Genomic DNA, 26,188 nt, shown 5'->3' with positions numbered 1-26,188 from the left:
CTGCGCCTAACATTATCCTAGTGAAACTGTCAAGAATGAAGCGGCGCTGCCGTTTCGCGCCATCCAGCTTGCTGCCAGACACGCGCCAAACCCAAACAATACGCGCACTGACAGGAGCAATTCCATGACGCTTGACCTTGTGTCCCACCCCACGCCCGCCGATTTACGGCAGGCGCGCCTTGACCACCCAAAAACCCGCGCCCGCGATCTGGCCGACAGCCTTGGTGTGACCGAAGCCGCACTTGTCGCCGCCCATGTCGATGGCACGAATGTCGTGCGTATCGACCCCGCGCTAGACCGCCTGATGCCCGAAATCCAGCGTCTGGGCGATGTCATGGCACTGACGCGCAACCAGTCGGTCGTACATGAACGCAAGGGCACCTATGAGGATTATCACGCAGGCGCGCATGCATCCATGGTGCTGGGCGCGGAAATTGATCTGCGCATGTTCCCGCGCCACTGGGTCCACGGATTTGCGCTTCTGGACGGGCCACGCCCATCGGTGCAGGTGTTCGATGCAGCAGGTGATGCGGTTCATAAGGTTTTTCTGACCGACGGGTCAGACCGCGCAGCGTTTGACACGCTGGCGGCCGATCTGCGCCTGCCAGACCAGTCGGACAGCGTAGCGTTGACCCAGCGCGCCCCGGTGGAGGGCGCGAAATCACGCCCCGACAAACTGGAAGAGTTGCGCCGGGAATGGGCCGCAATGACCGACACGCACCAGTTTTTGCGCATCACCTCCAGACTGAAAATGAACCGCCTTGGCGCCTACCACATTGTGGGCGAAGAATGGGCGCAGCCCCTTGCACCGACTGCGGTAACTGAATTGCTGCACATGGCGGCGACGAATGCCGTGCCCTTGATGATCTTTGTGGGCAATCAGGGCTGCATCCAGATCCACGGTGGCACCATTGAACAGGTCAAGCCGATGGGACCATGGATCAATGTTATGGACCCGCGCTTTAACCTGCATCTGCGCACCGATCATGTGGCCGAAGTCTGGCTTGTGTCCAAACCCACACGCCACGGCATGGCCCACTCGGTCGAGGCATTTGACGCAAACGGCGCGCTGATCACGCAGATATTCGGCAAACGCGCACCGGACACAACGGCTTTTCGCGCGCTTCTGGACAAGCTGCCGCTGGCGCAAGGGGACAAGGCATGATCCGTGCAGCCTTGGTAACCCTGATGCTGGCCACCCCGGCTGTCGCGCAGGACCGCGTGGTTGTCGTGGGCGGGGGCTTGGCCGAAATTGTCTATGCGTTGGGGCAGGAACACCGGCTCGTGGGTCGCGACACCACGGCCAGTTTTCCGCCCGCCGTCAATGACCTGCCCGATGTGGGCTATATGCGCGCCCTGTCCCCCGAAGGGCTGTTGCAGCTGGACCCCGACCTGATCCTTGCATCCGAAGGGTCGGGACCGCTGGAAACCATCCAGATCATGCAGGCCGCCGATGTGCCCTTTGTCCAGATCACCGAAACCCCCACCATGGACGCTGTGGTGGAACGTGTGGAAAAGGTAGCACAGCATTTGCAGGCGCAGGACGCGGGCGCGCAACTTGTTGAAACCCTGCGCGCCGATTTCGCGGCACTGGCGGAACAGACCGCACAGGTCAGCACGCCACAGCGCGTCATGTTCGTTCTGTCCGCACAAGGGGGCCGCATCAACGCCGCAGGCCGCGACACCGGCGCAAGCGCGATGATCCAGATGGCAGGGGCCGTCAATGCCTTTGACGATTTCGCAGGCTACCGCCTGCTGACGGACGAAGCGATTGCCGCCGCCGCCCCCGATGTCATCCTGATGATGGACCGCGACGGCGACCACGCCCTGAGCAATGGGCAGATCACCGGCCATCCCGCACTTGGCCTGACGCCTGCGGCGCAAAACGGGCAGGTCATCCGCATGGACGGGATTTACCTGCTGGGCTTTGGCCCGCGCACAGCGCAGGCCGCGCGCGATCTGCACAAGGCAATCTATCCTGACCTGACGCATCAGGGGGGCTAGGGGTATGGTCGCGCTGCCGTTCAACAGCCGCCGCCCCCGCCGCCCTGCCCCCCCTGCAATGGCGGTCGCAGGCGACCGCGCCTTGCGCGCACGCGCCACAATGACCGCGCTTGCGGTGTTTGTTGTGGCCGTGTCCATCCTGTCGCTGGGCGTGGGGGCGTCGGGCGTGTCCCTGCCGGATGTCCTGTGGCAACTGGCATCGGGCGAGGCGCTGAGTCTGCGCGACCGTGTGGTGCTCTTCGACATCCGCCTGCCACGGCTGTTGACGGGCCTTCTGGTCGGCGCATCGCTGGCCGTGTCCGGCGCTGTCATGCAAGGGCTGTTCCGCAATCCGCTGGCAGATCCCGGCATCGTGGGCGTGGGCGCAGGCGCGGGGCTTGGCGCTGTGCTGGCCATTGTGCTGGGCGCGCTTCTGCCCCCTGCGGTGCTGGCCGTTGCTGGCATGCATCTGGTGCCGCTGGCGGCATTCCTTGGGGGCTGGGCGTCAACGCTGATCCTGTATCGCGTGTCCACGCGGCGCGGGCGCACATCGGTTGCAACCATGCTGCTTGCGGGCATCGCGTTGGGGGCACTGGCGGGCGCGTTGACGGGCATTCTGGTCTATATTGCCGATGACCAGCAATTGCGCGACCTGACCTTCTGGGGGCTGGGGTCACTGGCGGGCGCAAGCTGGGCCAAACTGGCCGCTGCCGCACCGATCATGGTTCTGGCGCTGATTGCCGCGCCCGTTCTGGCGCGCGCACTGAACGGGCTTGCGCTGGGTGAAGCTGCGGCATCGCATATGGGCATTCCTGTGCAGCGCATGAAGAACATGGCCATCCTGACCGTTGCGGGTGCCACAGGCGCTGCCGTGGCCGTGTCCGGCGGGATCGGGTTTATCGGCATCGTTGTGCCGCATCTGCTGCGCTTGGCGATGGGACCGGACCATCGCTACCTGCTGCCCGCTGCGGCACTGCTGGGCGCGGGGCTGTTGCTGCTGGCCGATATGATTGCGCGGCTTGTCATTGCCCCTGCCGAACTGCCGATCGGTATTGTCACCGCCGTTCTGGGCGGGCCGGTGTTTTTGTGGATATTGCTGCGCCGTCGCGGCATTGTGGATATGTGACCGCCATGCTGGACGCGAAAAATATTGATGTCTCCCTTGGCGGAAAGCCCGTTTTGCGCAATGCACGGCTGCACGCCAGGGCAGGCAGGCTGGCTGTCATCGTAGGCCCCAACGGATCGGGGAAAACCACGCTTCTGCGCGCCGTCACCGGCGATCTGCCGCATTCCGGTTCGGTGCATCTGAACGGGCAGGACACGCGCAAGATACCGGCATGGGCGCTTGCAGAAATTCGCGCGGTGCTGCCACAGGCCAGCCAGTTGGCCTTTCCCTTCACTGTGCATGAAGTCGTGCGTCTGGGGTTGGTCGGGACCACCGCGCTGCGGCCCGACGCCGCCCAGTTGCCGACCCGCGCGCTGGAACGGGTGGGGCTGGCAGGCTATGGCGGGCGGTATTTTCAGGAACTGTCGGGCGGGGAACAGGCGCGCGCGCAACTGGCCCGCGTGTTGCTGCAAGTCTGGCAACCAGTCGTGGACGGTGTGCCACGCTGGTTGTTTCTGGACGAACCTGTTGCGGCACTGGATATTGGCCATCAGCTACAGGTCATGACATTGGCACGCGAATTTGCCCGCGCGGGCGGTGGCGTGGTTGCTGTCATGCATGACCTGAACCTGACGGCCATGTTTGCCGATGACATAACGCTGATGCTGGACGGGCAGGTTCTGGCGCAGGGCGGCGTGGGCGATGTGCTGACAGATGCCAATTTATCGCGCGCCTATGGCTGCGCCTTGCGCGTCTCCCGCCTGCCCCGCGCGGGAGAGGCATTTATTCTGCCACAAGCTGCGGAAATCGCCTAAGTAATCTTGACTATTTTACTAAGCATTAGTAACGAACCTGTCAGAACGCCAGCGGTATCGCCAGCCAGAAAACCACCAAGGGGATACCGATGGACAACACAAAAAGGCGCACTGCGCGCCTGCTGACCGTTATTGCCGTTCCGGCACTGATTGGCGCTTCACTGCCCGCGCACGCGCAAACCAGCGCGGATACGACCGCCGCGCCGGGGTCGTTTCTGGGCCGCGTCATTCTGGGCTTTGGCCGCGCGCGCACCGCGATTGACACCCCCCAAGCCGTCAGCACGCTAGAGCAGGAAGACATCGACCGCGAACAGGCCGCCACACCGGGCGATTTGTTGCGCACAGTTCCCGGTGCCACCGTGCAGGGCGGCGACCGCATGACCGGCCAGCGCTACAATATTCGCGGCGTGGGCGGGGACGCATCGGACCAGAACCGCATTATCATCAGTGTGGACGGCGTCGAAAAATACGGCGAGTTGTATCAGGTGGGCCAGTTCTTTGGCGAACCCGAACTATATCGCCGCGTCGAGGTGCTGCGTGGTCCGGCGTCATCTGCCCTTTACGGGTCTGGCGCGTTGGGCGGTGTTGTCGCGTTCGAAACCAAGGACGCCGCCGATTTCCTGCAAATGGGCGAAACAACCGCGCTGCGTGTGAAAGCGGGTGCAAACAGCAATGGCGGCGGCACGCTTGGGTCTGTCATACTGGCCCAGCGCTTTGGCGAAAGCGTCGAAGTGCTGGCCGCGCTGACCCATCGCCGCGAAGGGGATTACAAGTCAGGCGATGGCACGCGGGTTGTCGGATCGGGCATGGCGGGAACGTCGGGGCTGCTGAAGGGCACTTACCGCTTTGGGGACGGCAACGAACAAACCCTAAGCCTGTCGCTGTCGCGCTGGCGCAGTAACGAGGATGGCGCGAATTATTCATCCGTCGCCGATATTCCGGATTTCGGCACTGTCGACCGCAAGGCGCAGGATGACACCGCAACGCTGGTCTGGACCAATCCGGCCAGCGGCACCCCGTGGCTGGACAGCCGTGTGCAGCTGTCCTATTCGCGCACGCTGATTGATCAGGAAAATGCCATTCCCGGCAATCCGTTCCTTGCGGGTAACCCGCTGTTCGAAGATGCGTTTTACCAATACCGCACACTGGCATTGCGCGCGGAAAACCGCTTTACCTTTTCCGGCGAAGGCTGGGAAAACTACCTGACAGTCGGGGTCACCGCGTCCCAGCAAAAGCGTGCAGCGCAGCGCGAATCCGGTGCGATTTCCTTCCACCCGGAAGGCAAAGACCGGCGCTATGGCGTGTTCTTGCAAAACGAATTCATCTGGGATGACCGGCTGACCGCGGTGCTGGGCCTGCGCGCTGACAGGATTACGCTTACGCCATCGGGTGATGTGGTGGGAGGCAGGCAGCGCAGCCATACCGCACAGGTTGCCTCGCTCGCGCTGCATTACAGGTTCAACGAGGAATGGGCGGTGTTCGGGTCCTTGGCGCATACGGAACGCGCCCCCTCGATTGACGAGGTGTTTGACGTGGCAACAGGGGCGGGCAAAACCGTCTCGCTGGACCTGCGGCCAGAACGCGCGCGCACCGTGGATCTTGGCTTTTCCTATGCAGGGCGCAATGTTCTTGCAGACGGGGACAACCTGGACTTGAAGCTGACAGTGTTTTCAAACCGCATTCGCGACAAGATCGAACGCTTTTCCGGCCCCGGCCCGACCTATGCCAATATCGCGCGCGCCCATATTCGCGGGATTGAACTGGAAGGGGGCTATGATGCCGGAAACATGTTCGGCAAATTCGCCTATTCCCGCATTCTGGGCACCGACCAGACAACAGGGCTGCAACTTACCTCTACCCCTGCGGATGAACTTGTTCTGGAACTGGGCGGACGCGCGTTTGAACAGACGCTGGAATATGGCTGGCGCGGCACATTTGCGCGCAAGTCAAAGCGCTGGAATGCCAGCCCCGCGCCCGGTGCCTATGACCATCTTCCGGGCTATGGCGTGAACGACCTGTACGCCACATGGCGCCCCGATCAGGGTGCGCTTGCAGGACTGGAGGTGCAGCTGGCGGTCAACAACGTGTTTGACAAGCAATACCGCAACATTCTTGACGGCGGGCTCGCCACGAACGAGCCGCGCCGCGGGCGTGACCTGCGCATGTCTGTAGGGCGCAACTTCAGCTGGTAGCGGCTGCCCCCCCTGTTCACAAAACAAACGCCAGCGCATCCCCCCGCGCTGGCGTTTTTCATTCCCCGGCGGGTGCCTTGATATGCGGCCATTCACATCAGCGCATTTGCCGTGCGACCCCGTGCCATGGCGCTGAAACAATGTCCTGTGCCGATGCCAGACCGCAATCGAACAAGATATCGGACCCGATATTGAACACCCGCGTATCAGGGCGCGTGGCGTCGGACAGTTGCGCCACCGGATTGAGGGTGTGAAACCCCTGCGGCCCGCCCCCGATCAGCAAGGGCGCGACCGCCACATGCAAACGCGTCAGCAAACCCGCCTGAAAAAACCGCGACACGGTAATACCCCCGCCTTCGATCAGCACTGTGTTCAGCCCTGTGCCGTTCAGGGCGCGCAGAATATGGCGCGGTGACATGCTGCCTTCGGCGCTCGCAGGAAGGCGAACAACCTCGACCCCTTTGGGGCGGGCCGTATCACCGTGCTGCAACACGATGCGCCGCGCGCCGTCATCTGCGAAAATCTGCGCATCGTTTGGCAACCGCCCGCGCGGGTCAATCACCACACGCGCGGGATTGTGGCCATCGCACAGGCGCACAGTCAGGCGCGGGCTGTCATGCAGCGCAGTGCGCACCCCGATGACAACCGCATCAGAAATGGCGCGCAGCCGGTGCAGGTGCTTCAACCCGTCCGGCCCCGATATGTCGCGCGCATCGCCTGCAACCGTGGCCACCCGCCCGTCCAGCGACTGGCCGATCTGGCCGATGGTGACAGGCCCCCGGTCGCGGCGCGCAAGCGGCGCATATATGGCAAGGGCCGCACGTTCCGCAGCACTCCAGTCGCCGCAACAGGGGCAGCCGGTGCCATTGCGTATGTCCAGAATGCGCTGCCACACGCGGGCGCTGACAAGGGCTTTATCCATTTCCGCACCCATGACCATCAAGCAGCGCCACCCGACCTGTCGGCACCGCCAGAACATCCAGATGGCCGACTGTGCAGCGCCCCTGCGACACCAGCCGCTGACGCGCAGCATTCCATGCGGGCGCGCCACCATGCCCCGCACGCGCGGCCGCGCCGGCAATCCCGTCCAGAAGTTCCGCCTGCAACCGCGCGTCCTGTTGCGTCAGCACCCACGGAGTTTGTGCCAACATGACGTAATAGCCCGCTTGTTCAAAAAGCGTCCGCGCGATATGGCCCGACGCCGCCCCGAGTGCGGGGCCGAACCCCTTGTCTGTGCATTGGTCGCGGTTGAATGCCGCCGTGATACCCGCATCATCAGGCAGTTCGGGCTGCCAGTGCATAACACCATCATAAGACAGCACCGCATAAAACGGCAACTGGTGGCGGACCAGAATATCCACAAATGCGCGCAACCAGCGTTCGGATAAAAGATCCAGAAGCGCAGAGGCCGACACCAGTGTCGCCCCGTCAAGCGGCAGATCCGAAAGGTGGTTCAAGTCAAGCTGGCAGGCTTGCGCATTGGGGTGGTTCGCCACCGCCAGCGCCAGCAACGCTGCGTCATTGTCCACCAGACGCCAGCGCGCCGCATCCGGCAAATGCCCCCCCAGCGCACGCACACTGGCCCCCGTGCCCGCGCCCAGATCGACGATGACAGGTGCCGGTCCCGCAAGATGCGCCGCGCGGGCCAGCAACGCCGTGTCACGCGCCGCGCGGTCGGCGGGTTCACGCAAGGCCAGCCATTGCGGCGCGAAACCCATGGTCTACACCTCTCCCTCGAACCAGGCGCGGGCCATGTGGCTTTCATGCAGCGTAATCCGCAACCGCCGCACGCGGCCTGCATCCTTAAGCGTGCCCGCAGTGATATGGGCGCGCATCTGGTCAAAGATGTGTTTGCACAGGAATTCGGTCGTCGTGAATTTTCCGGCGAATTCGGGAATTTCATCAAGGTTCTTGTAGCGCAGCGGTTGCAGGGTTTCAGCCAGCGCATCGACGGCCAGACCGATATCGACCACCAGACCATGCACGTCCAGATCGTCGGTGAAAAATGCGGCATCCACGGTGAATGTCGCGCCATGCATGCCTTGCGCTGGGCCAAACACGGGAGAGGGCAGCGAATGGGCAATCATGATATGATCTTTGACTTCGACGGCGAACATGGGCGTCCTTTCTGTTCAGTCATAGCGAATGCGGTGACACAGCGTGTCCGGCGCATTCAGAATACGGGGGTAATCATCCGGCAGATCATCAAAGGCGCTTTCGCCTGAAATCAGCACGTCCAGCCGGTCATCGCACAAAAGCGCCAGTGCCTTGTCCATGCGGCGGCGAAAATTCCAGCGCGGCGCGCGCGCGGGCGGCAAGGCCCCCACCTGCGAACTGACCAACCGCAGGCGCTGGCTGTGAAACGCCGCCCCCAAGGGAAGCGCAACCATATCTTCGCGATGCCAGCTGGCCTCGACCACTGTGGCACCCATGCCTGCAATATCCAGCGCCTGCACCAGCCCCTTCGCGGACGCGCTGGTATTGATGACAACATCCTGCCCTTGCGGCAGATCCTGCGGCGCGGCAAAATCGCACCCCAGCGCATGCGCCAATGCGGCGCGGGCGGGGTCAATGTCGCATAAGGTCACCTCGCATCCCGGATGACGCGCGCACAGGTAGCCCACCAGCGCGCCCAGCACCCCCGCCCCGATGACGCTGACCTTGTCACCCGCCGAAAGCCCGCTGTCCCAAATGATATTCAGCGCGGTTTCCATATTTGCCGCCAGCACCGCACGCGGGGGCGGCAGGGTATCAGGCAGGGGGGTATATGCGTCTTGCGGCAGGCAAAACCATGTCTGGTGCGGGAACAGCGCAAAGACGGGCTGGCCCGCTTGCGCGCCCTGCGCTATTTCCGCGACCACGCAATACCCGTATTTGACCGGATAGGGAAAATCCCCTTCCTGATGGGGGGCCCGCATGCGCGTGTGTTCGCCCACGGGCACAGCCCCGCGCAAGACCAGCCGTTCGGTCCCGCGGCTGATGCCCGAATACAGGCTGCGCAGCCGGACCCCCTGCCCTGCACTGGCGGGCCTGATTTCTGCACGGTTCGGGGCCACAACCCATAAGGCGCGCGGGCCGGTCATGACAGGATATGCCCGGATTTCAGCGCTTTGGTCGCCAGATAATGCGCGTTTTGCTGTGTCTGCCCGACCTGAAGCGGCACGCGTTCCACAACATCAATCCCATGGCTTGCAAGAATACGCATCTTGGCGGGGTTGTTTGTCAGCAAACGCACCCGCCTGATGCCCAACGAGGACAGAACCGTGGCCCCCACGCGAAAATCACGCTCGTCATCTTCAAAACCAAGCTGGTGGTTGGCCTGTACGGTATCAAGGCCCGCATCCTGCAAGGCATAGGCGCGCATTTTGTTGGCCAGCCCGATGCCGCGCCCTTCCTGATTAAGATAGATCAGCACGCCGCCACCCGCCTGCCCCATCGCGGCAAGTGCTGCCTGCAACTGGGGGCCGCAATCGCATTTCAGACTGCCCAGCACATCGCCTGTGAAACACGCCGAATGCAAGCGCGCCAGAACCGGCTGTTCGGGCGCAATGGTGCCCACTGTAATGGCATAATGTTCAGCCCCGCCATTGTCGGGGCGAAACACCTTCACACGGCCCGCAGCCGAGCACACCATCGGCAAGGCCGCCGAACTGACTGCGCCGAAACCGCGTTCGCTGGACAGCTCATCCAGCACATCGCGCGCGGGCAGATACCCCAGCCCCTGACGCAACAAGGCGTCGCGTGCAGCCGCAGGAATACGCCACATCAGCATCGCGGGCAAAAGCTGGGCGGCCTTGGCCAGTGACATTGCAGCGTCGGGCAGCGGGTCGGGGCAGTCCACCTGCACTGTGCCAGCAGGCAGCAGGCTTGCCGCAACATCCGCACCACCGGCAATCTGACGCATCATATCCAACGGTGTGGCGGCGGGCAGGGCCAGCGTGCACACCCTTCGCGTGGCCTGTTGCGTGTCAGGCAATAGCGCGGCGAACCGCCTGCCAGACAAAACCAGATGTGGCACCCCGAACGCCGCAAGCTGTGCAAACCGGCCCTGCCGCAATGTCTCGGCCGGTGCGACAATAGTCATATCAGCACCGCAGCCGATCAGCACGGGCAGGCCAAGACGGGTATCGCAGACCAGCCGCGCGACCCGTTCACCAAGATCAACGCCAAGGCCGGGCGCCGTCATGGCCGTAGGGATTGCAATAGGAAACGTCACGAAACCCACCAAAAGGAAAAGTTGAACATGCTGATGGTCAACTAGGGCGATGGCGTGAAAAACAAGTGCAACGCGGCTTTTTCCGTTGGCAGCAAATCGCCTGTGCCGCAGGTCACACAGGTTTTTCCCCGCAGCGCTTGGACACCGGCGCACAGGCGCTATCTAAGCGTCTGGTGCTATTAAAACAGGTGTAAATATGTCTTTGCGCGTTGCATTGGGACTGTGTCGGTCGGTGTTGATTTACTTCAACCCTATGATGATGCGGCGGACCAGACAGCTTTATGACGGAATTTTGAACAGCGGTGATCTGGTCTTTGATGTGGGGGCGCATGTCGGCACGCGCGCGCGGGCCATGCGCAGCTGCGGCGCAAGGGTGGTTGCATTTGAACCGCAACCCGCATTTGCGCGCTTCTTGCGCCACACCCTGCCGCGCGATATCGTCCTTGTGGAAGCGGCCCTTGGCCCGTCAGAAATGCGCGCAGAAATGTCGGTGTCATTGCGTCACCCGACAGTGTCATCGCTGCGCGCCAGCCTGCCGGATGAAGCCCGCACCATGCCCGGTTTCGAGCATGTGAAATGGGATGCCCGCGCAGATGTGGCCATGACATCGCTGGACCGGATGATCGCGCAGCATGGGCTGCCGCGCTACATCAAGATCGATGTCGAAGGGTTCGAGACAGAGGTTCTGTCCGGCCTGTCCCACCCCGTGCAGTTGATTTCTGTGGAATATCTGCCAGGTCTGCCAGATGTCAGCAACCGCGCGATCAGCATGATCGCGGATCTGGGGGCGTATGAATTCAACGTGGTGCGCGGTGAAAATGCCGCTTTCGAATGGGGGACATGGCGCGATCTGGCGGCGATGCAGGCATGGCTGGGCGCACTGGCACCTGATGCGGGGTCGGGCGACATATACGCGCGGCTGCGGGGCTGACATGGCGCGCGCAGGCGGCACCCTGATTGGCCGCGTCTGCTGACAGATAAACAGGCAGCGCTACTTGCCACTATTGCGCAGGACTGCGGCAAACGGGTCAAACAACGGCGCGCAGGCGGTCAGCACTGTGCCGGTGTCTTCTGGGCGTTCGGACTTGTCCAACGCTTCAACCCGAAGGCCCGCTTCGCGCAGCAGCACAAGACCTGCTGCAATGTCCCATGGCTGCAACCGCCGTTCCCAGAACCCGTCCAGCCGCCCGCAGGCCACATAGGCCAGATCAAGCGCCGCAGCCCCCATCCGGCGCACCCCCGCACATTGCGGCATCAGGCGCGCGATCTGGGCTGCGTGGTCATCGATATGCGCCATCTGCCCAAAGGGTATGCCGGTTCCGAACAGGGCATCTTGCATGCGCTGTGTCTGTGCTGCGCGAATGGCATCGCCATTCAGGTAGGCACCGGCCCCGCGCAGCGCAAAAAAGGTCTCATTGCGCACCGGATCATGCACCACCCCCAGAACGCGCACCCCGTCCACCTGCAACGCAACCGAAATCGCCCAATGGCCAATCCCGCGCAGAAAATTCGTGGTCCCGTCCAGCGGATCGACAATCCATTGGCGCGATGCGGGCGCACGGGTGTGATTGGTGCTGCGCGTCTCCTCTCCCAGCCAGTCATCGGCCGGATGGCACAACGCGTCGCGCAACAAGGCTTCGGTGCGCAGATCTGCCGCGCTGACAAAATCGCCCGCGCGCTTTTCTTCGACGTTCAATGTGTCACGCGCCGACCAGAATTCCAGCAGACCTTCGCCAGCGCGGATAACTTCTGGCACGACATCCGCAAGGGTGTCCCCGTGGGGACAACCGTGCAGGTGCGGTGGAATAAATGCAGGTTTCAGTGTCATTTCCTGTCGCTTGCCATCGCGGGCATGGGCCGGTCCCGCAAGACAAGCTGCACCGTCCACGGAACAATCGCAAGCATCGCGGCCCCAAGGGCAGCCAGACCAAAGCTGATGCTGGCGGCCACGGCCTGCGGTCCGGCCACCCCCACAAGGGGCCAAAGCAGCAGCGCCGCCCCTTCGCGCAAACCCCACCCGTTGACAGAAACAGGCAGCAACATCGCAAGCAAAGTCAGCGGAATGACGAACAACGCCGCCCCAAGACCAAGCTGCACGCCCACCGCCTGCGCCGCCGCCCACACACCGCCGAGATTGCAGCAAAGGATCACGGCAGTATAGCCCAGCTGCCGCAGCGCAAACTGCGGCGCAAACCACGCCGCCGAAACCGCGCGGCGCACCGCATCCGGCAGAAAGCGCACCCCGCCCCATACCAGCGCGACTGTCACAGCCACACCCAATGAAATGACCGGCACCGCCGCAGCGCCCAGCTGTGTCAGCGCCCACCACCCCACGCCCAACATGGCGGCACATGCCAGCGCCACCTGCCCCGCAAGCCGTTCGATAACAACCGATCCGACGGCCAGCCGCCAGCCGCCATGGGCGCGCATCCGCGCCACGCGCCCCACATCACCCAGAACGCCGCCGGGCAAAACTGTGTTGCCCAACACCGACAAATGATATTCGCATATGGCCCAAAGGGTGGGCAGGCGCACGCCAAGGGCCTGCGCGGTCACCTGCCAGCGCAGCGCCGACACCACCACCTGCGCACCCAGAACCGCCACGGCCAGCGCCATCCATCGCATGTCGGCGCCGCGCAGATGCGGGCCAAGGGTCGCGGGGTCCACAAGCCAGATTACCGCGCTCAATGCCGCCAGCGACGCCAGCAGCCGCAAAACCCATGTCATGGGGTGGCCCCGCTGCCAAGGCGCGAAAGCAGGGCATCGCGCATGCCGTCCATGCGTATGGACGGCGTCGCGGGCGAGGGGATCATGCCTTCGGTCCAGTCCAGATCGGCGAAGCGGTCCACCAGATCGGCGGGGCCGATCACATGGACAGGCACGTCAAACCCATCCACCCCTGACACGAAACGCGCGGGTTCGTGGTCCCCAAGCACAACCATCAGCGGCGGGTCACCCGCATGGCGTGCAGCCCATGCCCCGACCGATTGCAGGCTGTAATCCACCGCCAGCCGGAATTGGTCGCGCACGCGGTCATGGTCGCGCCAGACCACTTCTGGCGGGTCGCCGGACAATGCCCATTGGTCAAATATCGTGCCGGTGCCAATGTCGTCCCAATCCACCAGTTCGGGAATGGGCACCCAAGGTGCGTGCGACGACACCAGCGCCACCTGCACCACAAGCGGCGTGCGGTCGGGATCGCTGCGCTCCAGCCGGTCGAGTGCGTGCAGGGTGAACTGGTCGGGCATGGTCACCCAGTTGAACGGTTGCCCCTCATAGCCCAGATCGGCGGCATTATAGATCGCGTCAAATCCGAAATAATCCCCTTCCGGCCATGGAAACACATGCGCGGGCTTAATGGCGACCGTGCGACGGCCTGCATCCTGCGCATAGTGAAACAGTGTCCGGCGCGGGCTGGCAATCAGCGCACGGTAGCGCGCCTGCGTGTCCAGCCACATGCCCGATGCGACACTGCCATGCGCAAGCCAGCTTTGGCCACCAACCATAGGGGCACGCGCCCAGCCCGACCGCATGGCCAGACCACGCGCGGCCAGATCCCCCTCAATAGTTTGCAGGGTCGCGGTATGGGTCGGAATATAAAGCGGGTTCTCGAAACTGGACCGGCCATAGCTTTCGACATACACCAGAACAAAATCACGCGTGCCCAACCTGTCGAACAATGGCGCTACATCGCGCATACTGTCTTGTTGCGCGGCGGTCCTGAACCTTGCCAGATCCGCGCGCGTGGTGCGAATTTGTTCCACACGTTCCAGTCCGACGCGCGCGGTAAAGGCCGCCCCCGGAATTGCGTTTGACACAGCAGGCGGCAGGAACCATGCCCGCCGCGCCTGACCAATTTCCGCCACCGCGATTGCGGTTGCCGGAACCAACAGCAGCGCGGCTATCGCGCGCGGGCGCGCAGCAGGCGTCAGGCTGGAAAACACCCCTGTTGTCCACCACAGCGCAAGCGCCAGCAGGGCCACCAGCGCCACGGCCCCGCCCAGCGCGAGTGCAGCCATCGCCAGCCCGATACTGCCGCGCGCCAAGTCCCACGCCGCAGGCAAAAGGTTGTAATCAGCAACAAGGTTGAAGCCACGGTTAAACGCGATGAATGTGCCGAAATCCGCCAGTTTCAGCAGCGCAATCACCACCATCGCCACAACCAGCACAACCCGCAACACAAGCCCGCCCCTGCCCGCGCCCATCGCAACAAGTGCCGCGACAATCACCGGCAATTCTAACGGAAAGAGGCCAAGCGCGCCCCATGTCATGGCAGCGGGGTGGTTTGGCTGGATCAACACCAGATACAGAAGGCCAAGCGCCAGAGCTGTGCGCAGGTAATTCACGCTGTTTGTCCACGACGCGCCAGCAGCGCGCGAATATCTATTGTGAAGGACCACAGCACCACCATCAATACAACACCGCCCAGCACCGCCGAGGCAGGGGGCACCAGCACCGGCGCCAGTAATGCGACCTGCGCACCCATCTGCGCGCCCGCGACAATGCGGCGCCGTTGTGCGGGGGGCAGCGGCGCGCGCAAAACAGGCCAGATAAAAGTCGCCGCCAGAAAGGCAGGTCGCAACAGCCCAAGCACCAGAAACCAGATGCCAACCTTGCCTGCGGCCACAGCAAGCGCCGCTGTCACAAGTGCGAACGCCACATCCGTTTCCACATCCAGCCGCGCGCCAAACCTTGACATCAGACCTGTGCGCCGCGCGGCCCACCCATCGACCGCATCCAGCGCAAGAACAACGCCCGCCACCGTGACCAGCGCCCAGCCCATGCCCTGCGCCAGTTCGTTGGGTGCCGCCAGCAGCCCCGCCATTGCCGCGATTCCGGCGGCTCGCAGTATTGTGATGACATTTGCCCCGCCCAGCCTGTCATGCGGGAAATAATCCGCCCTTAGACCTGCCATGATGGCAATCGCGCCAGCGGCCCAGATAATGCCGGTCAGCGCCGCACACAGCAGCGCAGCAGCCGTGCCAAACCCCGCAAAAACCCCTAATAAATAAGCCCCTGCGACCGCGAATGCGCCTGCACACACCAAAAGCGCAAGCGCATGCAGTCGCACGCGCGATATGGGACTTGCGGGTTTGGCATAGGATAATTCGACCATACCCGCCGATTTAGCGTTGGACACGCCAAGTCAAATCATTTCTGAAGAACAGCATATTGCCTGACGATCCGATACTTGCCTTTTTCTGGATCGCACTAAGCTACAATCTAACACACTCCGCGCATTCGAAAGTCTAGTGATGATTGCCAGCCAGAAACATCTGCCCCGTTATGCGCCAATGACACGCTTTTTGCATTGGGTCGTCGCGCTGATGGTGATTGCGACGTTCCCCATAGGCGTGGTCATGCTGCAAGACGGGCTTGCCCGCCCGACACAGGATTTGCTGTTTATACTGCACAAGAATGGTGGCGTGATTATCCTGCTGCTGGTTGTCCTGCGGCTGGTCTGGCGCTTGCGCGTTGCCGCACCGCCGATGCCTGCGCGTGTGCCTGCGCTGCAAGCCCGACTGGCGCGCGCCGCGCATTGGGCGCTTTATGCGTTGCTGCTGGTCATGACCGTCAGCGGCTATGTCCGCGTGCGTGCAGGCGGCTTTCCCATCGAGATGCTGGATGCACTGGGTGTGCCAAGCTTTGTGCCCCGATCAGACAGTCTGGCGGAATATGCGCAGTTTGTGCATGGCAATGCCCGTTTTGCGCTGGCGTTGCTGATCGTGGGGCATGCGGGCGCGGGGCTGGTTCATCTGATACGCCGTGACGGGGTGTTCAAACGCATCTGGCCGCCACTGGGCCAAGGGCCGCAATGATGCTGACACCTGCGCGGCGATTGCATGTGCTGGCCAGCCTTGGCCTTGCGGGTGCGCTTGTCGCATTGTTATGGCACGGGCTGGACATGGCCGCGACACACCCCGCACTGGCGGCGGTGGTTCTTGTGCTGTTTGCGGCCAATGCCCTTTGGCTGTCGGCCGCCGCTGTTGCGGCCCTCATCGGTCTGTGGACCACGCAGGGCGCGCCTGCGCGCCGCGCATTGCCCCGGTCGCCCGCCCCCGCGCAACGCTGCGCGATCTTGTGGCTGGTCTGTGGCGAGCCGCCCGAACCCATGGCCCAGCGGATCAAGGCCCTGCTGGACGGGTTGGACCGCAGCGGGCAATCACAGTCCTGCACGGTTTTTGTGCTGTCAGACACCCAGGGCGCGCAAGCGCTGGCGCGCGAAGCCGCCGCACTCGCCCCGCTGAAAAACCGGATCATATGGCGCAACCGCACCGCCCCCGAAGGCCGCAAACCCGGCAATCTGCATGACTGGCTGATAGATCATGGCGATGCGTTCGACACGATGCTGGTTCTGGATGCAGACAGCAGTTTTGACGCCGCGCGACTGGCAGACATGCGGTCCATGATGGCGCACGATGCGCAGTTGGGGCTTGTGCAGGCGGCAATCCGGCTGCGACCGGGCAACAGCCGGATTGCCGCCATGCAGCGGCTGTCCGCGCGCCTGTGCGGGCCGGTTTTTGTGCATGCTCTCGCCCGGCTAAGTGGCGACGCGGGCAATTACTGGGGCCATAACGCGCTGTTGCGTGTTGCGGCCTTCGCGCAGGTGTCACAACTGGCACCCCTTAGCGGCCCTGCGCCCTTTGGTGGCCCCGTCCTAAGCCATGATTTCATCGAGGCCGCATTTATGCGTGCCGCCGGATGGCGCGTGCAGATTGCGCCCGATGCGCGCGGCTCGTTCGAGGATGCGCCCGAAACGGTGTCCGGCCATCTGCGCCGCGACCGGCGTTGGGCACAGGGCAATTTGCAACACCTGCGCCTGATTGGCAGGCGGGGCCTGCACCCTGCCAGCCGCCTGCATTTGCTGGCGGGTATTCATTCCTACCTGTCCGCGCCAATCTGGCTGGCGCTGGTTTTGCTGATGGGGTCAGGGGCCGTGCATGCCAGCGCGCAGGCCATATGGTCGCTGCTGGGCGCATTGGTGCTGTTGGTGGTGCCCAAATTCGCGGGGGTGGCCGCACATCGCAGAACCATGCGCCACGCCGCCAGCCGCAGGATTTTATGGCGTGCGCTTGCGGTCGAACTGTGGTTGACAACGCTGTTTGCGCCCATCGGGATGATACGGCGCAGCGGTTTCGTGCTGTCCGTGCTGGCAGGCAAGGATGCAGGCTGGAACCCTTCAGGGCAGGTGGTCCGGCGCGCAGGTTTCACCGGACGCGGGGAACAGATTTCGGCGGTTGGCATCCTGATAGCCGTGATCACGCCGCAAATGTTGATCGGTACCAGCGCAACGGCGCTGCTGTCTGCGGCCATGGTCATGCCGGTCGTGGCCCCGCTGCTGGCGGCACATTGGCTGATACGCTGGCTTGATGCCAGCACGACCCACGACCCCGTCGCGCGCTACTACGATGCCAGCACAACGCGCTTTCTGGCCGTGGGCGGCAGTGGCGCGGCACTGGCCATTCACCGCCCGCTATGGGCAGACGGAATTACAAGCACCGAAGCCGCCGCCGCACATGCCAATGACCTGATTGCCAACGCCGCCCTGTCCGCGCTGGGGCGCGCGCCCGACCGCGTCTGCGATCTGGGCTGCGGGGTGGGCGGCAGCCTGTTTCATCTGGCGGGGCTTTGGCCGAACGCCCAGATGGCCGGCATCACCCTAAGCGCCACACAGGTGCAACTGGCGCGCATGCATGCGCGCACGCGCGGGCTGTCGCGGCAATGCACCTTTGTGCAATCCGATTTCACGCTGCCCACAACCCTGCCGCGCGCCGATCTGGTGCTGGCGATTGAAAGCCATGTCCACACGGACAGTGCCAGCCGGTTTCTGGAAGCGGCGCGCGCGCATCTGGCCCCCGGCGGTATTCTGGTGGTGGTTGATGACATGCTGGCGCGCACCGATGATCACCTGTCGCCGCGCGAACGCGCCTTGGTGCGCACCTTCGCGCGGGGCTGGCGTTTGGGCCATGTGACGCCCCGCCGCACATTTGTTACGCGCGCGCAGGCGCTGGGGTATGATGCGCTTGCCGAACATGACCTGAACCCAATGTTGCGGCTGGACCGCAAGCGCGACCATGCGCTGCGGCTGGCGGGGCCGGTTGCGGACTGGCTGGGCCTGACACGCTTTGCGGTTTTTGCCAATATGGTGGGCGGCAATGCGCTGACCCAGGCCTACCGCGCGGGCATCATGAGCTACAGCATGGTCGTCTTGCGCGCCCCTGATCCTGCACAAACCGGACCGGACCGCCAGACGCGGCGACAGGTGGCCGCATGAACAGACGCCACTTTCTGAACGGGGCTTGCGCGGCGGCACTGGCGCCAATGTGGCGGCCCCGCCGCGCGCAGGCAGACACCGCCCTGCGCAGCCCGCAGGCCATGATTGGTGCCGCCCGCCACCTTGCCGCGCAGCCCTATGCCCCGCACCCGCAAGTGCTGAACGCACCGTTTGACGGGCTGAGTTATGACAGCTATCGCGGAATTCGCCCCCGCACAGGCGACACGGCAGATCTGGGGCTTGGGCCGCATTTCGTGGCAGACCTGCTGCCGCCGGGCTGGCTGTTCCCCGATCCCGTCAGCATTACCCTGCCAGCGCATGACACCGAATTTTCGGCGCAGCTTTTCGACTATGATCCGCGCTATTTCACCCCGCACCCTACGGCAGGAACATTGCCGGATATGGGGTTTTCCGGCCTGCGCCTGCGCCATCAGTTGAACCGCAAGGGCAGTTGGGATGAAGTCATCGTCTTGCAAGGGGCCAGCTATTTCCGCGCATTGGCCAAGGGCACGGTTTACGGCCTGTCAGCGCGCGCCTTGTCCCTTGGCACCGGTGGACCCACACCAGAGGAATTTCCCGTCACGCGCCATATCACGGTGTTTCACAGTGACGCGCGCCTGCATTTCGGCTGCCTTATTGACAGCCCGCGCTGTGCGGGCGCGCTGATCGCCACGCTGGACCCGGGCGAGACCACGACGATGGACTGCACATTGCATCTGTTTGCCCGCACCCCGATCGAGGATGCGGGCATCGCCCCGCTGACATCAATGTTCCAGCACAACGATCTTGGCCCCGCAGCGATTGATGATTTTCGCCCCGCTGTGCATGACAGCGACGTGCTGGTGATTGACAATGGCGCGGGCGAACGGCTGTGGCGGCCATTGGCGAACCCCGCACAGGTGCAGGTATCGGCTTTTGCAGATCAATCGCCGCGCGGGTTCGGATTGGTGCAAATGCCAACAGCGTTCAACGATTTCCGTGATCACGAAGGGGCGTATCACCGCCGCCCGTCAGCATGGGTGACACCGCAGGGCGATTGGGGCGCGGGGGCCGTCATGCTGCTGGAAATCCCCACCCCGAACGAATTTGCCGACAATATCGTTGCGTTCTGGCGCCCTGCTGCGGCGCTGGGTGCAGGCGCGCATCGCTTTTCCTACAGGCTGGACTGGGGTGCCCCCGGCCCCGCATCCCTGCCCGCGCGGGAGTATCCGCTTTTGCCCTTGCGCAATGCATCGGGGATTGAACCCAATCTGGCCAAGGGGCGGCTGTTCGTGATTGATTTCACACCTGCCCGCGACGGGGCACAGCCGATGGACGCCGCGCAGGTCCAGCTTGATTTCGGGGCAGATGATGTAGCAAACCATGTGACAGGGGCTGCATTCTACCGCTTGCGCGATGAGGCGGGCGCGTGGCGGGCAAGTTTTGTCTTTACGCCCCCGCCCGATCTGGACGTGGCCGAATTGCGCTTGCGCCTGCGCCTGCCATCCGGCGCGCTGCTGGCCCCTGTCTGGCTATACCGCTGGACCCGCAGCCGCGAGGGGGGCGTATGACCGGCGCGCGCCTATATCCTGAAATCGCCTTTGCGGTGCCCGGCGACATCATGATGCGAAGTGGTGGCACATATTACGACCGCCGCGTGATCGAAACCTTGCGCGCACTTGGCCATCCGGTGCGTCATGTGGCCCTGCCTGCCGGTTGGCCCACGCCAGACGCCGCCTGCACAGGCGCGACACTTGCACAGCTGCATGACCTGCCAGACATGATGCCCGTAATCATTGACGGGCTGACATTTGGCGCAATGGCCACCCGCGACGTGGCCCGCCTGAACCGGCCCGTGATTGTGATGTTGCATCACCCGCTTGGGCTGGAAACCGGACTGGCCGCAGATCGCGCCGCAGAATTGATCACGCGCGAAGCCGCGAACCTGCGCCACGCCTGTCATATCATTGTGCCATCGGCGCATGTAGCCACGCTGTTGCAAGACCGGTTCGGGGTATCACGCACGCGCATCACTGTCGCGCCCCCCGGTTTCGACCGCGCCGAACAGGCCGCGCCCCTGCCCCGCATGGACCCGCCACTTATCCTGAGTGTCGGTCTGATATGCCCGCGCAAAGGGCATGATGTGCTGCTGCGCGCACTTGGCCAGATCACGGATATGGACTGGCAATCTGTCATCGTGGGCATGGTGCAGGACCCTACGTATCTGCATCAGCTTGAAGCGGTGCGCCGCGATCTGAAACTGCAAGACCGCGTCTTGCTGGCGGGAAAGTTGTCTTCAGCGGCGCTGTCACAATACTATCGGTCTGCCCATATCTTTGCACTGGCCACACGGTATGAAGGCTATGGCATGGTGCTGGGTGAAGCCCAGCTTCATGGCCTGCCGAGCGTAAGCTGCGCGACAGGGGCCGTTACAGAAACGATGCGCGGCGCGGGCCTGCTGGTCGCGCCCGACAGCCCTGATGATTTTGCGCAGGCGTTGCGCAAACTGTTGTCAGACAGCGCGCTTTATGACGCGCTGACGCGCACAAGCCAAATGGCGGGGGCATCTTTGCCAGGCTGGCAGGACACGGCACACATACTCCGGCAGGTCATCGCCAGATGCCTGACACACTGATCAGGCTATATGGTCCCGAACCCGCAGCCGCTACAGGCGCGGGTCATGCCATGCCTGCCTGCGCCCGTCGCGGCATTGCACAACACCCGCCAGCCCCGCCATCGGGCTTTGCGCCGCGATCATGCTGATTTCATGCCCGCGCGCGGCAAGCGCTGCACGGGTCGGCGCATCGACATCGGCTTCCAGCTTCAGGCTGTCGCGGCTGTCTGAAAACGTGCGCCCCAGCAGGAAGCGCGGACCGGCCAGTGCATCGGGCGGGGATTGGCCGAAATCAATCATCCGCGTCAGGACCATGGCCAGCGTTTGCGGCTGCCCGTCGGCACCTTGCGTGCCATAGACGAATTTGGGCTTGCCCCCCTGAAGCGCGATGCCGGGATTAAGGGTGTAGAACGGCAGCTTGCCCGGTGCGAACGCGTTGACATGGGCAGGGTCCGCGCTGAACGCCGCCCCGCGGTTTTGCCAGATAATCCCCGTATCACCCGCGACAACGCCGCTGCCCCAGTCGAAATATGTGCTTTGCAAGACGCTTGCCGCATTGCCCATCTCATCAATCGCGCCCAGAAACACAGTGTCACCATGCGCCCAAACATGCGGCCATGGCAGGGCCGTGGACATGGAGATGTCCTGCGCCCACCCGTCCAGCCGCGATTGATCAAGCTGGTGTTGCATGTCCATGGGGTGAAATGCAGGGTCGGCGATCTGGCCGCGCTGCAAGAAGGCGCGTTTCACCGCCTCGACACATAGATGGATATGATCGGCGCTGCCTGCCTGCACATTGCTGAAATCCAGCGCCGCCAGCTGGCCCATGATTTGCAAGGTTGTCAGCCCCTGGGTGGGCGGTGGCGGGGCCAGAAGGGTCAGGCCCCGATAAGGCAGGGACAGGGGCTGCCCCTCCCGGCAGGTGGTGCGGGCCAGATCCGCGTGCGAGATGTGAACCCCTGCGGCGCGCAACCCGTCAACAATCTTGTGCGACAGCGCACCGCGATAGAACGCCTGCGCGCCATCTTGTGCGATGCTGCGCAACGAATGCGCCAGTTCGCGCTGGTGCAGGATATGGCCTGCCTTTGGGGGTTGGCCGTCTTGCAGAAAAACCGGCGCAAAACCGGGCCATGCTGGCAGGTCAGCCGCCCGAAAGCGCGTCCAGAATTCCTGTGACGCGGTGACGGGAAAGCCCGCTTCCGCGTGGCGTATCGCGGGTGCAAGCAGATCACCCCATCTGGACCGGCCATCCAGTTCAGCGCGCGCAAAATCCAGCGCATGCGCCCAGCCCGCGACCACGGCCGCGCTGGTCATAATGGACCCCGCCCCGCGCAAGGGTATAGGACCGGTGGGAAAGGGGCGGTCCAGCCCCTGCCCGATTGCCATGAAGCTGCGCGGGCCACCTTTGGGCGTTGTCACCAGCCAGACCGCATCGCCCCCCAAGCCGCAAAAATGCGGCATGACCACCGCCAGCACCGCCCCTGCGGCGATCAATGCCTCTGGCGCTGTGCCGCCTGCGCGCAATACGTTCATGCCCGCCGCTGTCGCCAGCGGGTGCGGCGTGGTCAGGGCGGCTGTCATGCGGGGTCCTGCTGCAAGGATGCCAGAATAATGCCCACAATTTCTTCGCGGCGCGCAGTCAGGAATTCAGGACTGGCCAGATCACGGCCCATAACAACCTGCATTGTGTGTCGGTTGGCAATATGAATCGTGCATAGCCCCAGAATGGACAGATACAGCGCGCCCGCATCCGGCCGCCGGTTGAAATCGCCAGTACGCACCCCCTGATCCAGCACCGTATTCATACGCCCGAACAAGCTGGATGCGCGGTCATTCACGTCGGATACTTCGCGCACATGCTGGCCATCGGCCATGTTCTCCACACGCATCATGCCCTGAAATTCAGGATGCTCCAGCATATAGTCGAAAGTAAAGCGCACCAGTTCGGCAATCGCGTCGCGCGGGGGGGCATTCCAGAATTCCGCCTGTGCCTCGGCGTCGCGCAAATGCTGATACACACGCGCAATACAGGCGCGATACAAACCCAGTTTATTGCCGAAATAATGATACACCATGCGCACATTACACCGCGCAGCACTTACGATTGTTGAAATACTTGCCCCCTGAAACCCGTGGCGGACAAATTCCGCAGTGCCCGCGACCAGCAGCCGTTCCTGAACGCCAAGGGCCGAATCGATTTCCCTGTCTATTGTCGTGCTTTCCACAATTCCTGTCCCAGTTTTGCGCAGAAGTAAGGCGCTTTGTCTAAATCATGATCACCCGTGCCGTGACCACACCCGTCTTCAAGATGAAACCAGTTTAATCGCTTCCCATTAGGTAAGTAAACGTTCACTTATTGATTGACCCCGCTAAAAGTAGCGAACGGTCACTGAATAAGCAAACGCCTTGTCTGAACGACTGGCCCCAAACGGGATGACCAAGATGAGAAAAGCAACTTTATCCAGCTTGAGCGTGGCTGCCCTTGCCGCGACGGCCATACCTCTGGCTGCGCAGGACTATACAGATGCGCGCGTCGCAGTCGCCACAACCGAAACCATTTCGGGCTACAACCCCTATGCCGACCCCGTCGTATTGATGGGCAGCGTCTGGTGCCAGGTCTATGGCTGTGTCACGCGCTATGATTTTGATGCAGGGGAATTCGTCCCCTATCTGGCCGAGTCGGTCGAGGCGATTGACGAGCTGACATGGGAAATAACCCTGCCCGAAGGACTGACACGCCATAACGGCGAACCGGTGCTGGCAGCCGACATCGTGCATTCCATCGACTATATGGGCAACAACCCCGGATCTGGAAAGTCCTTCCTTGTCAGTGACTGGGCCAGTGTCGAGGCGATTGACGATCTGACAGTTCACATCACCACGCATACCCCTGACGCCACCGTGCCCGACAATCTGGCCGGTGTGCAGGTCACATCCAAGGCGCTGTTTGATGAACTTGGCGATGATATGTTCCGTCAGGCACCTTACGGCGCTGGTCCCTACAAGATGGTCGAGGTCAGCATCGGCCAGCACATGATCATCGAACGCGATGACACCCACCCGATGACTACGCCAAATAACCCCGCGCAGATCATGTATCGCCTGATGCCCGAACCCGAACAGCGTGTGACGGCCCTTGCCAATGGCGAGGTGCAGATTGCCCAGGGCGTGCCCCCGCAACTGATGCAGCGCGTGCGCGACCTGCCGAATGCCGATATTGCCACGACCAATTCGGTCGAGATGATGTTTCTGGCCATGTCGCCCAACACCCACCCATGGGATGTGCTGGAAGCGCGGCAGGCCGTGGTTCACGCCATCAACCGCGAAGCGATTGCCCGCGCCATTTTGCAAGATCAGGCAACCATTCTGCATGGCCCTGTAAGCGAGGGGCAGATCGGCTTTGACCCTGATTTCACCACGCCCTTGGACTATGACCCCGCGAAAGCACGCGCGCTGTTGCAGTCGGTGGATCTGGAAGGTGTTGAAGTGACCCTGTCCACACCTGTGGGGCGCTATACCGCCGACCGCCAGATTGCCGAAGCCATGGTTCCCATGCTGGAAGAAGCGGGCTTCACCGTTACGCTGGACACGCCTGAATGGGCGACCCTGTGGGCCAATGTGCAGCAAGGCAATGTGCCCTTCTACTACATGGGCCGCGGGTCCATGATCGACCCGTCGCGCGCGCTGCACCAGTATTTTGCCACTGGCGGATCACCACGCATCGGCTTTTCGGACCCCGAGCTTGATGAATTGCTGGCGGCTGAACGGTCAGAATTCGATGGCGAGGAACGCGCGCTGAAGATGCAGGCCGCGATCCGCCGGCTGGTAGATCAGGCGCCTGCCGCGTTCATGTGGCAGCACCAGATGGGCTGGGGCGTGTCCAAGGACATCTCTTTCCAGCCGCGCCCGGCTGACCGTGCGGATGGTTGGGAAATCTTCGTTAACTAAGCGACGGATCACAGGCCCGAACCTGTTTCGGGCCTGATTTCGAAAGGAAGGCGCGTATGCTGCTGTATTTCATCAAACGCCTTGCAGGCGCGGTGCCGGTTCTGATTGTCGTGTCCGGTATCATCTTCGCCCTGATGCAGCTGGCACCGGGGGATGCGGTGACAATGCTGATCTCGGACGAGGCATCAGAGGCTGACAAGGCGCGCATCCGCGAAGCATGGGGGCTGGACCGCCCGCCATTCATCCAGTTTCTGAACTTTCTGGGAAATGCCCTGACCGGCGATTTCGGCATGTCCTTTCGCTACAAGATGCCCGTGATCGAGATTGTCATGGAACGCCTGCCCGCCACCATAGAACTGGCCGTTGCCGCCACGCTGATTGCGGTGGGCGTGGGTGTGCCATTGGGCGTTCTGGCCGCCGCCCGCCCCGGAACCGCATGGGATGCGATTGCATCTGCCTTCAGTTTTGCGGGCATATCCATGCCGAATTTCTGGCTGGGCATCCTGCTGATCTTGCTGTTCGCCGGCTATTTCAACATCCTGCCCTCTGGCGGGCGCGAACCTTGGGGGCTGGGGGTTGAGCATGTCACAGGGTTTCTGATCATCGATTCCATTCTGGCAGGGCGCTGGGATGCATTGGGCGCGGCCCTGAAATACCTAGCATTGCCCGCAATCGTGCTGGGCACCAATATGACGGGCATCATCACGCAAATGACCCGCGCACAGGTTCTGGACGCGCTGCGCGAAGATTTTGTGATGACCGCACGCTCCAAGGGTGTAAGCGAGGCCCGCGTGTTATGGCGCCACGCATTTCGCAACGCCATGGTAGGCGTTGTCACCATCATCGGGCTGGAATTCGGCATGCTTTTGTCGGGCGCAATGATCGTCGAGACGGTCTTTGCATGGCCGGGCATTGGCAGCTTGCTGATTACCGGCATTTCGTCGCGGGATTTCCCGCTGATTATCGGGCTGGTGCTGGTTTATACCGGCATGTTCATTGTGATGAACCTGCTGATTGACCTGATCTACACCCTTATTGACCCGCGCATACGGATGAATTGA

At 62.9% G+C, this 26,188-nt stretch carries 23 protein-coding genes; 12 read left to right on the top strand and 11 right to left on the bottom strand.

Going from position 1 to position 26,188, the window contains the following annotated elements:
- Nucleotides 1-124: 124 nt before the first annotated feature.
- The 5 genes from P8S53_RS04710 (at nucleotide 125) to P8S53_RS04690 (ending at nucleotide 6,095) form a co-directional block, all read left to right on the top strand.
- Nucleotides 125-1,165 (top strand): hemin-degrading factor, encoded by a 1,041-nt coding sequence (locus tag P8S53_RS04710; protein WP_277806009.1) that lies wholly within the window; start codon nucleotides 125-127, stop codon nucleotides 1,163-1,165.
- Nucleotides 1,162-2,004 (top strand): hemin ABC transporter substrate-binding protein, encoded by an 843-nt coding sequence (locus P8S53_RS04705; protein ID WP_277806008.1) that lies wholly within the window; start codon nucleotides 1,162-1,164, stop codon nucleotides 2,002-2,004. Before P8S53_RS04710 ends, P8S53_RS04705 begins: the two co-directional genes overlap by 4 nt.
- A 4-nt stretch (nucleotides 2,005-2,008) precedes the next feature.
- Nucleotides 2,009-3,109, top strand: a complete 1,101-nt coding sequence (locus P8S53_RS04700) for an iron ABC transporter permease (protein ID WP_277806007.1) — start codon at nucleotides 2,009-2,011, stop codon at nucleotides 3,107-3,109.
- A 5-nt stretch (nucleotides 3,110-3,114) separates the two neighbouring features.
- Complete coding sequence (locus P8S53_RS04695; RefSeq protein ID WP_277806006.1) at nucleotides 3,115-3,903, top strand: heme ABC transporter ATP-binding protein; 789 nt, start codon at nucleotides 3,115-3,117, stop codon at nucleotides 3,901-3,903.
- Nucleotides 3,904-3,992: 89 nt separating this feature from the next.
- Entirely contained in the window at nucleotides 3,993-6,095 is a 2,103-nt protein-coding gene (locus tag P8S53_RS04690) for a TonB-dependent receptor domain-containing protein (protein ID WP_277806005.1), read from the top strand.
- A gap of 97 nt (nucleotides 6,096-6,192) precedes the next feature.
- Here P8S53_RS04690 and P8S53_RS04685 read toward each other — a convergent pair whose 3' ends face one another.
- The 5 genes from P8S53_RS04685 to ribA are packed head-to-tail and all read right to left on the bottom strand — an operon-like array spanning nucleotide 6,193 to nucleotide 10,311.
- Nucleotides 6,193-7,017, bottom strand: a complete 825-nt coding sequence (locus P8S53_RS04685; RefSeq protein WP_277806004.1) for a RibD family protein — start codon at nucleotides 7,015-7,017, stop codon at nucleotides 6,193-6,195.
- Nucleotides 7,010-7,813 carry a hypothetical protein gene (locus P8S53_RS04680; protein ID WP_277806003.1) on the bottom strand — a complete coding sequence of 268 codons (804 nt, stop codon included), beginning with the start codon at nucleotides 7,811-7,813 and terminating at the stop codon, nucleotides 7,010-7,012. The genes P8S53_RS04685 and P8S53_RS04680 overlap by 8 nt, the downstream gene beginning before the upstream one ends.
- 3 nt (nucleotides 7,814-7,816) lie before the next feature.
- Complete coding sequence (locus P8S53_RS04675; RefSeq protein ID WP_277806002.1) at nucleotides 7,817-8,212, bottom strand: 6-carboxytetrahydropterin synthase; 396 nt, start codon at nucleotides 8,210-8,212, stop codon at nucleotides 7,817-7,819.
- Between the two features lie 15 nt (nucleotides 8,213-8,227).
- Complete coding sequence (locus P8S53_RS04670) at nucleotides 8,228-9,178, bottom strand: zinc-binding alcohol dehydrogenase (RefSeq protein WP_277806001.1); 951 nt, start codon at nucleotides 9,176-9,178, stop codon at nucleotides 8,228-8,230.
- Nucleotides 9,175-10,311: a GTP cyclohydrolase II gene (gene ribA, locus P8S53_RS04665; protein ID WP_277806000.1), complete on the bottom strand. Its 1,137-nt coding sequence runs from the start codon at nucleotides 10,309-10,311 to the stop codon at nucleotides 9,175-9,177. The genes P8S53_RS04670 and ribA overlap by 4 nt, the downstream gene beginning before the upstream one ends.
- Nucleotides 10,312-10,507: 196 nt before the next feature.
- Between ribA and P8S53_RS04660 the strand changes: the two genes are divergently transcribed.
- Nucleotides 10,508-11,242: an FkbM family methyltransferase gene (locus tag P8S53_RS04660; RefSeq protein WP_277805999.1), complete on the top strand. Its 735-nt coding sequence runs from the start codon at nucleotides 10,508-10,510 to the stop codon at nucleotides 11,240-11,242.
- Nucleotides 11,243-11,302: 60 nt separating this feature from the next.
- On the opposite strand, the gene P8S53_RS04655 is transcribed toward P8S53_RS04660, so the two are convergent.
- The 4 genes from P8S53_RS04655 to P8S53_RS04640 are packed head-to-tail and all read right to left on the bottom strand — an operon-like array spanning nucleotide 11,303 to nucleotide 15,451.
- A complete protein-coding gene (locus tag P8S53_RS04655) occupies nucleotides 11,303-12,139 on the bottom strand; it encodes an inositol monophosphatase family protein (RefSeq protein ID WP_277805998.1) in 837 nt (278 codons plus the stop codon).
- Nucleotides 12,136-13,038 carry a lysylphosphatidylglycerol synthase transmembrane domain-containing protein gene (locus tag P8S53_RS04650; protein ID WP_277805997.1) on the bottom strand — a complete coding sequence of 301 codons (903 nt, stop codon included), beginning with the start codon at nucleotides 13,036-13,038 and terminating at the stop codon, nucleotides 12,136-12,138. Before P8S53_RS04650 ends, P8S53_RS04655 begins: the two co-directional genes overlap by 4 nt.
- Nucleotides 13,035-14,657 carry a sulfatase-like hydrolase/transferase gene (locus P8S53_RS04645; RefSeq protein WP_277805996.1) on the bottom strand — a complete coding sequence of 541 codons (1,623 nt, stop codon included), beginning with the start codon at nucleotides 14,655-14,657 and terminating at the stop codon, nucleotides 13,035-13,037. Before P8S53_RS04645 ends, P8S53_RS04650 begins: the two co-directional genes overlap by 4 nt.
- Nucleotides 14,654-15,451, bottom strand: a complete 798-nt coding sequence (locus P8S53_RS04640; RefSeq protein ID WP_277805995.1) for a CDP-alcohol phosphatidyltransferase family protein — start codon at nucleotides 15,449-15,451, stop codon at nucleotides 14,654-14,656. The genes P8S53_RS04645 and P8S53_RS04640 overlap by 4 nt, the downstream gene beginning before the upstream one ends.
- A gap of 115 nt (nucleotides 15,452-15,566) precedes the next feature.
- On the opposite strand from P8S53_RS04640, the gene P8S53_RS04635 reads away from it, so the two are divergent.
- The 4 genes from P8S53_RS04635 to P8S53_RS04620 are packed head-to-tail and all read left to right on the top strand — an operon-like array spanning nucleotide 15,567 to nucleotide 21,200.
- The gene (locus tag P8S53_RS04635) at nucleotides 15,567-16,130 is read left to right on the top strand and encodes a cytochrome b (RefSeq protein ID WP_277805994.1); all 564 of its coding nucleotides are present in this window, start codon (nucleotides 15,567-15,569) and stop codon (nucleotides 16,128-16,130) included.
- Nucleotides 16,127-18,586, top strand: a complete 2,460-nt coding sequence (gene mdoH / locus P8S53_RS04630) for a glucans biosynthesis glucosyltransferase MdoH (protein WP_277805993.1) — start codon at nucleotides 16,127-16,129, stop codon at nucleotides 18,584-18,586. The genes P8S53_RS04635 and mdoH overlap by 4 nt, the downstream gene beginning before the upstream one ends.
- Nucleotides 18,583-20,136: a glucan biosynthesis protein gene (locus P8S53_RS04625; protein WP_277805992.1), complete on the top strand. Its 1,554-nt coding sequence runs from the start codon at nucleotides 18,583-18,585 to the stop codon at nucleotides 20,134-20,136. Before mdoH ends, P8S53_RS04625 begins: the two co-directional genes overlap by 4 nt.
- A complete protein-coding gene (locus P8S53_RS04620) occupies nucleotides 20,133-21,200 on the top strand; it encodes a glycosyltransferase family 4 protein (protein WP_277805991.1) in 1,068 nt (355 codons plus the stop codon). The genes P8S53_RS04625 and P8S53_RS04620 overlap by 4 nt, the downstream gene beginning before the upstream one ends.
- Before the next feature lie 30 nt (nucleotides 21,201-21,230).
- Here P8S53_RS04620 and P8S53_RS04615 read toward each other — a convergent pair whose 3' ends face one another.
- Nucleotides 21,231-22,760, bottom strand: a complete 1,530-nt coding sequence (locus P8S53_RS04615; RefSeq protein WP_277805990.1) for a gamma-glutamyltransferase family protein — start codon at nucleotides 22,758-22,760, stop codon at nucleotides 21,231-21,233.
- A complete protein-coding gene (locus P8S53_RS04610; RefSeq protein WP_277805989.1) occupies nucleotides 22,757-23,404 on the bottom strand; it encodes a TetR/AcrR family transcriptional regulator in 648 nt (215 codons plus the stop codon). Before P8S53_RS04610 ends, P8S53_RS04615 begins: the two co-directional genes overlap by 4 nt.
- Nucleotides 23,405-23,621: 217 nt before the next feature.
- Here P8S53_RS04610 and P8S53_RS04605 point away from each other — a divergent pair, with 217 nt between their 5' ends.
- Nucleotides 23,622-25,127, top strand: a complete 1,506-nt coding sequence (locus P8S53_RS04605; protein WP_277805988.1) for an ABC transporter substrate-binding protein — start codon at nucleotides 23,622-23,624, stop codon at nucleotides 25,125-25,127.
- 56 nt (nucleotides 25,128-25,183) lie between these two features.
- Nucleotides 25,184-26,188: an ABC transporter permease gene (locus P8S53_RS04600; RefSeq protein WP_277805987.1), complete on the top strand. Its 1,005-nt coding sequence runs from the start codon at nucleotides 25,184-25,186 to the stop codon at nucleotides 26,186-26,188.

Origin of the sequence: Roseinatronobacter sp. S2 (genome assembly GCF_029581395.1) — a bacterium.
Classification (GTDB): domain Bacteria; phylum Pseudomonadota; class Alphaproteobacteria; order Rhodobacterales; family Rhodobacteraceae; genus Roseinatronobacter.
Note: the sequence above shows the minus strand (reverse complement) of the source record. Positions and strands in the feature narration are given on the sequence as shown.

Excerpts from the sequence above, each read along its gene's own strand:
- P8S53_RS04700 (WP_277806007.1), top strand. The coding sequence starts at position 2,009 with ATGGTCGCGCTGCCGTTCAACAGCCGCCGCCCCCGCCGCCCTGCCCCC.
- P8S53_RS04710 (WP_277806009.1), top strand. The coding sequence starts at position 125 with ATGACGCTTGACCTTGTGTCCCACCCCACGCCCGCCGATTTACGGCAG.
- P8S53_RS04705 (WP_277806008.1), top strand. The coding sequence starts at position 1,162 with ATGATCCGTGCAGCCTTGGTAACCCTGATGCTGGCCACCCCGGCTGTC.
- P8S53_RS04615 (WP_277805990.1), bottom strand. The coding sequence starts at position 22,760 with ATGACAGCCGCCCTGACCACGCCGCACCCGCTGGCGACAGCGGCGGGC.
- P8S53_RS04675 (WP_277806002.1), bottom strand. The coding sequence starts at position 8,212 with ATGTTCGCCGTCGAAGTCAAAGATCATATCATGATTGCCCATTCGCTG.
- P8S53_RS04660 (WP_277805999.1), top strand. The coding sequence starts at position 10,508 with ATGTCTTTGCGCGTTGCATTGGGACTGTGTCGGTCGGTGTTGATTTAC.
- P8S53_RS04655 (WP_277805998.1), bottom strand. The coding sequence starts at position 12,139 with ATGACACTGAAACCTGCATTTATTCCACCGCACCTGCACGGTTGTCCC.
- P8S53_RS04670 (WP_277806001.1), bottom strand. The coding sequence starts at position 9,178 with ATGACCGGCCCGCGCGCCTTATGGGTTGTGGCCCCGAACCGTGCAGAA.
- P8S53_RS04685 (WP_277806004.1), bottom strand. The coding sequence starts at position 7,017 with ATGGATAAAGCCCTTGTCAGCGCCCGCGTGTGGCAGCGCATTCTGGAC.
- P8S53_RS04605 (WP_277805988.1), top strand. The coding sequence starts at position 23,622 with ATGAGAAAAGCAACTTTATCCAGCTTGAGCGTGGCTGCCCTTGCCGCG.
- P8S53_RS04625 (WP_277805992.1), top strand. The coding sequence starts at position 18,583 with ATGAACAGACGCCACTTTCTGAACGGGGCTTGCGCGGCGGCACTGGCG.
- P8S53_RS04650 (WP_277805997.1), bottom strand. The coding sequence starts at position 13,038 with ATGACATGGGTTTTGCGGCTGCTGGCGTCGCTGGCGGCATTGAGCGCG.
- P8S53_RS04690 (WP_277806005.1), top strand. The coding sequence starts at position 3,993 with ATGGACAACACAAAAAGGCGCACTGCGCGCCTGCTGACCGTTATTGCC.
- P8S53_RS04635 (WP_277805994.1), top strand. The coding sequence starts at position 15,567 with ATGATTGCCAGCCAGAAACATCTGCCCCGTTATGCGCCAATGACACGC.
- P8S53_RS04680 (WP_277806003.1), bottom strand. The coding sequence starts at position 7,813 with ATGGGTTTCGCGCCGCAATGGCTGGCCTTGCGTGAACCCGCCGACCGC.
- P8S53_RS04695 (WP_277806006.1), top strand. The coding sequence starts at position 3,115 with ATGCTGGACGCGAAAAATATTGATGTCTCCCTTGGCGGAAAGCCCGTT.
- P8S53_RS04600 (WP_277805987.1), top strand. The coding sequence starts at position 25,184 with ATGCTGCTGTATTTCATCAAACGCCTTGCAGGCGCGGTGCCGGTTCTG.
- mdoH (WP_277805993.1), top strand. The coding sequence starts at position 16,127 with ATGATGCTGACACCTGCGCGGCGATTGCATGTGCTGGCCAGCCTTGGC.
- P8S53_RS04620 (WP_277805991.1), top strand. The coding sequence starts at position 20,133 with ATGACCGGCGCGCGCCTATATCCTGAAATCGCCTTTGCGGTGCCCGGC.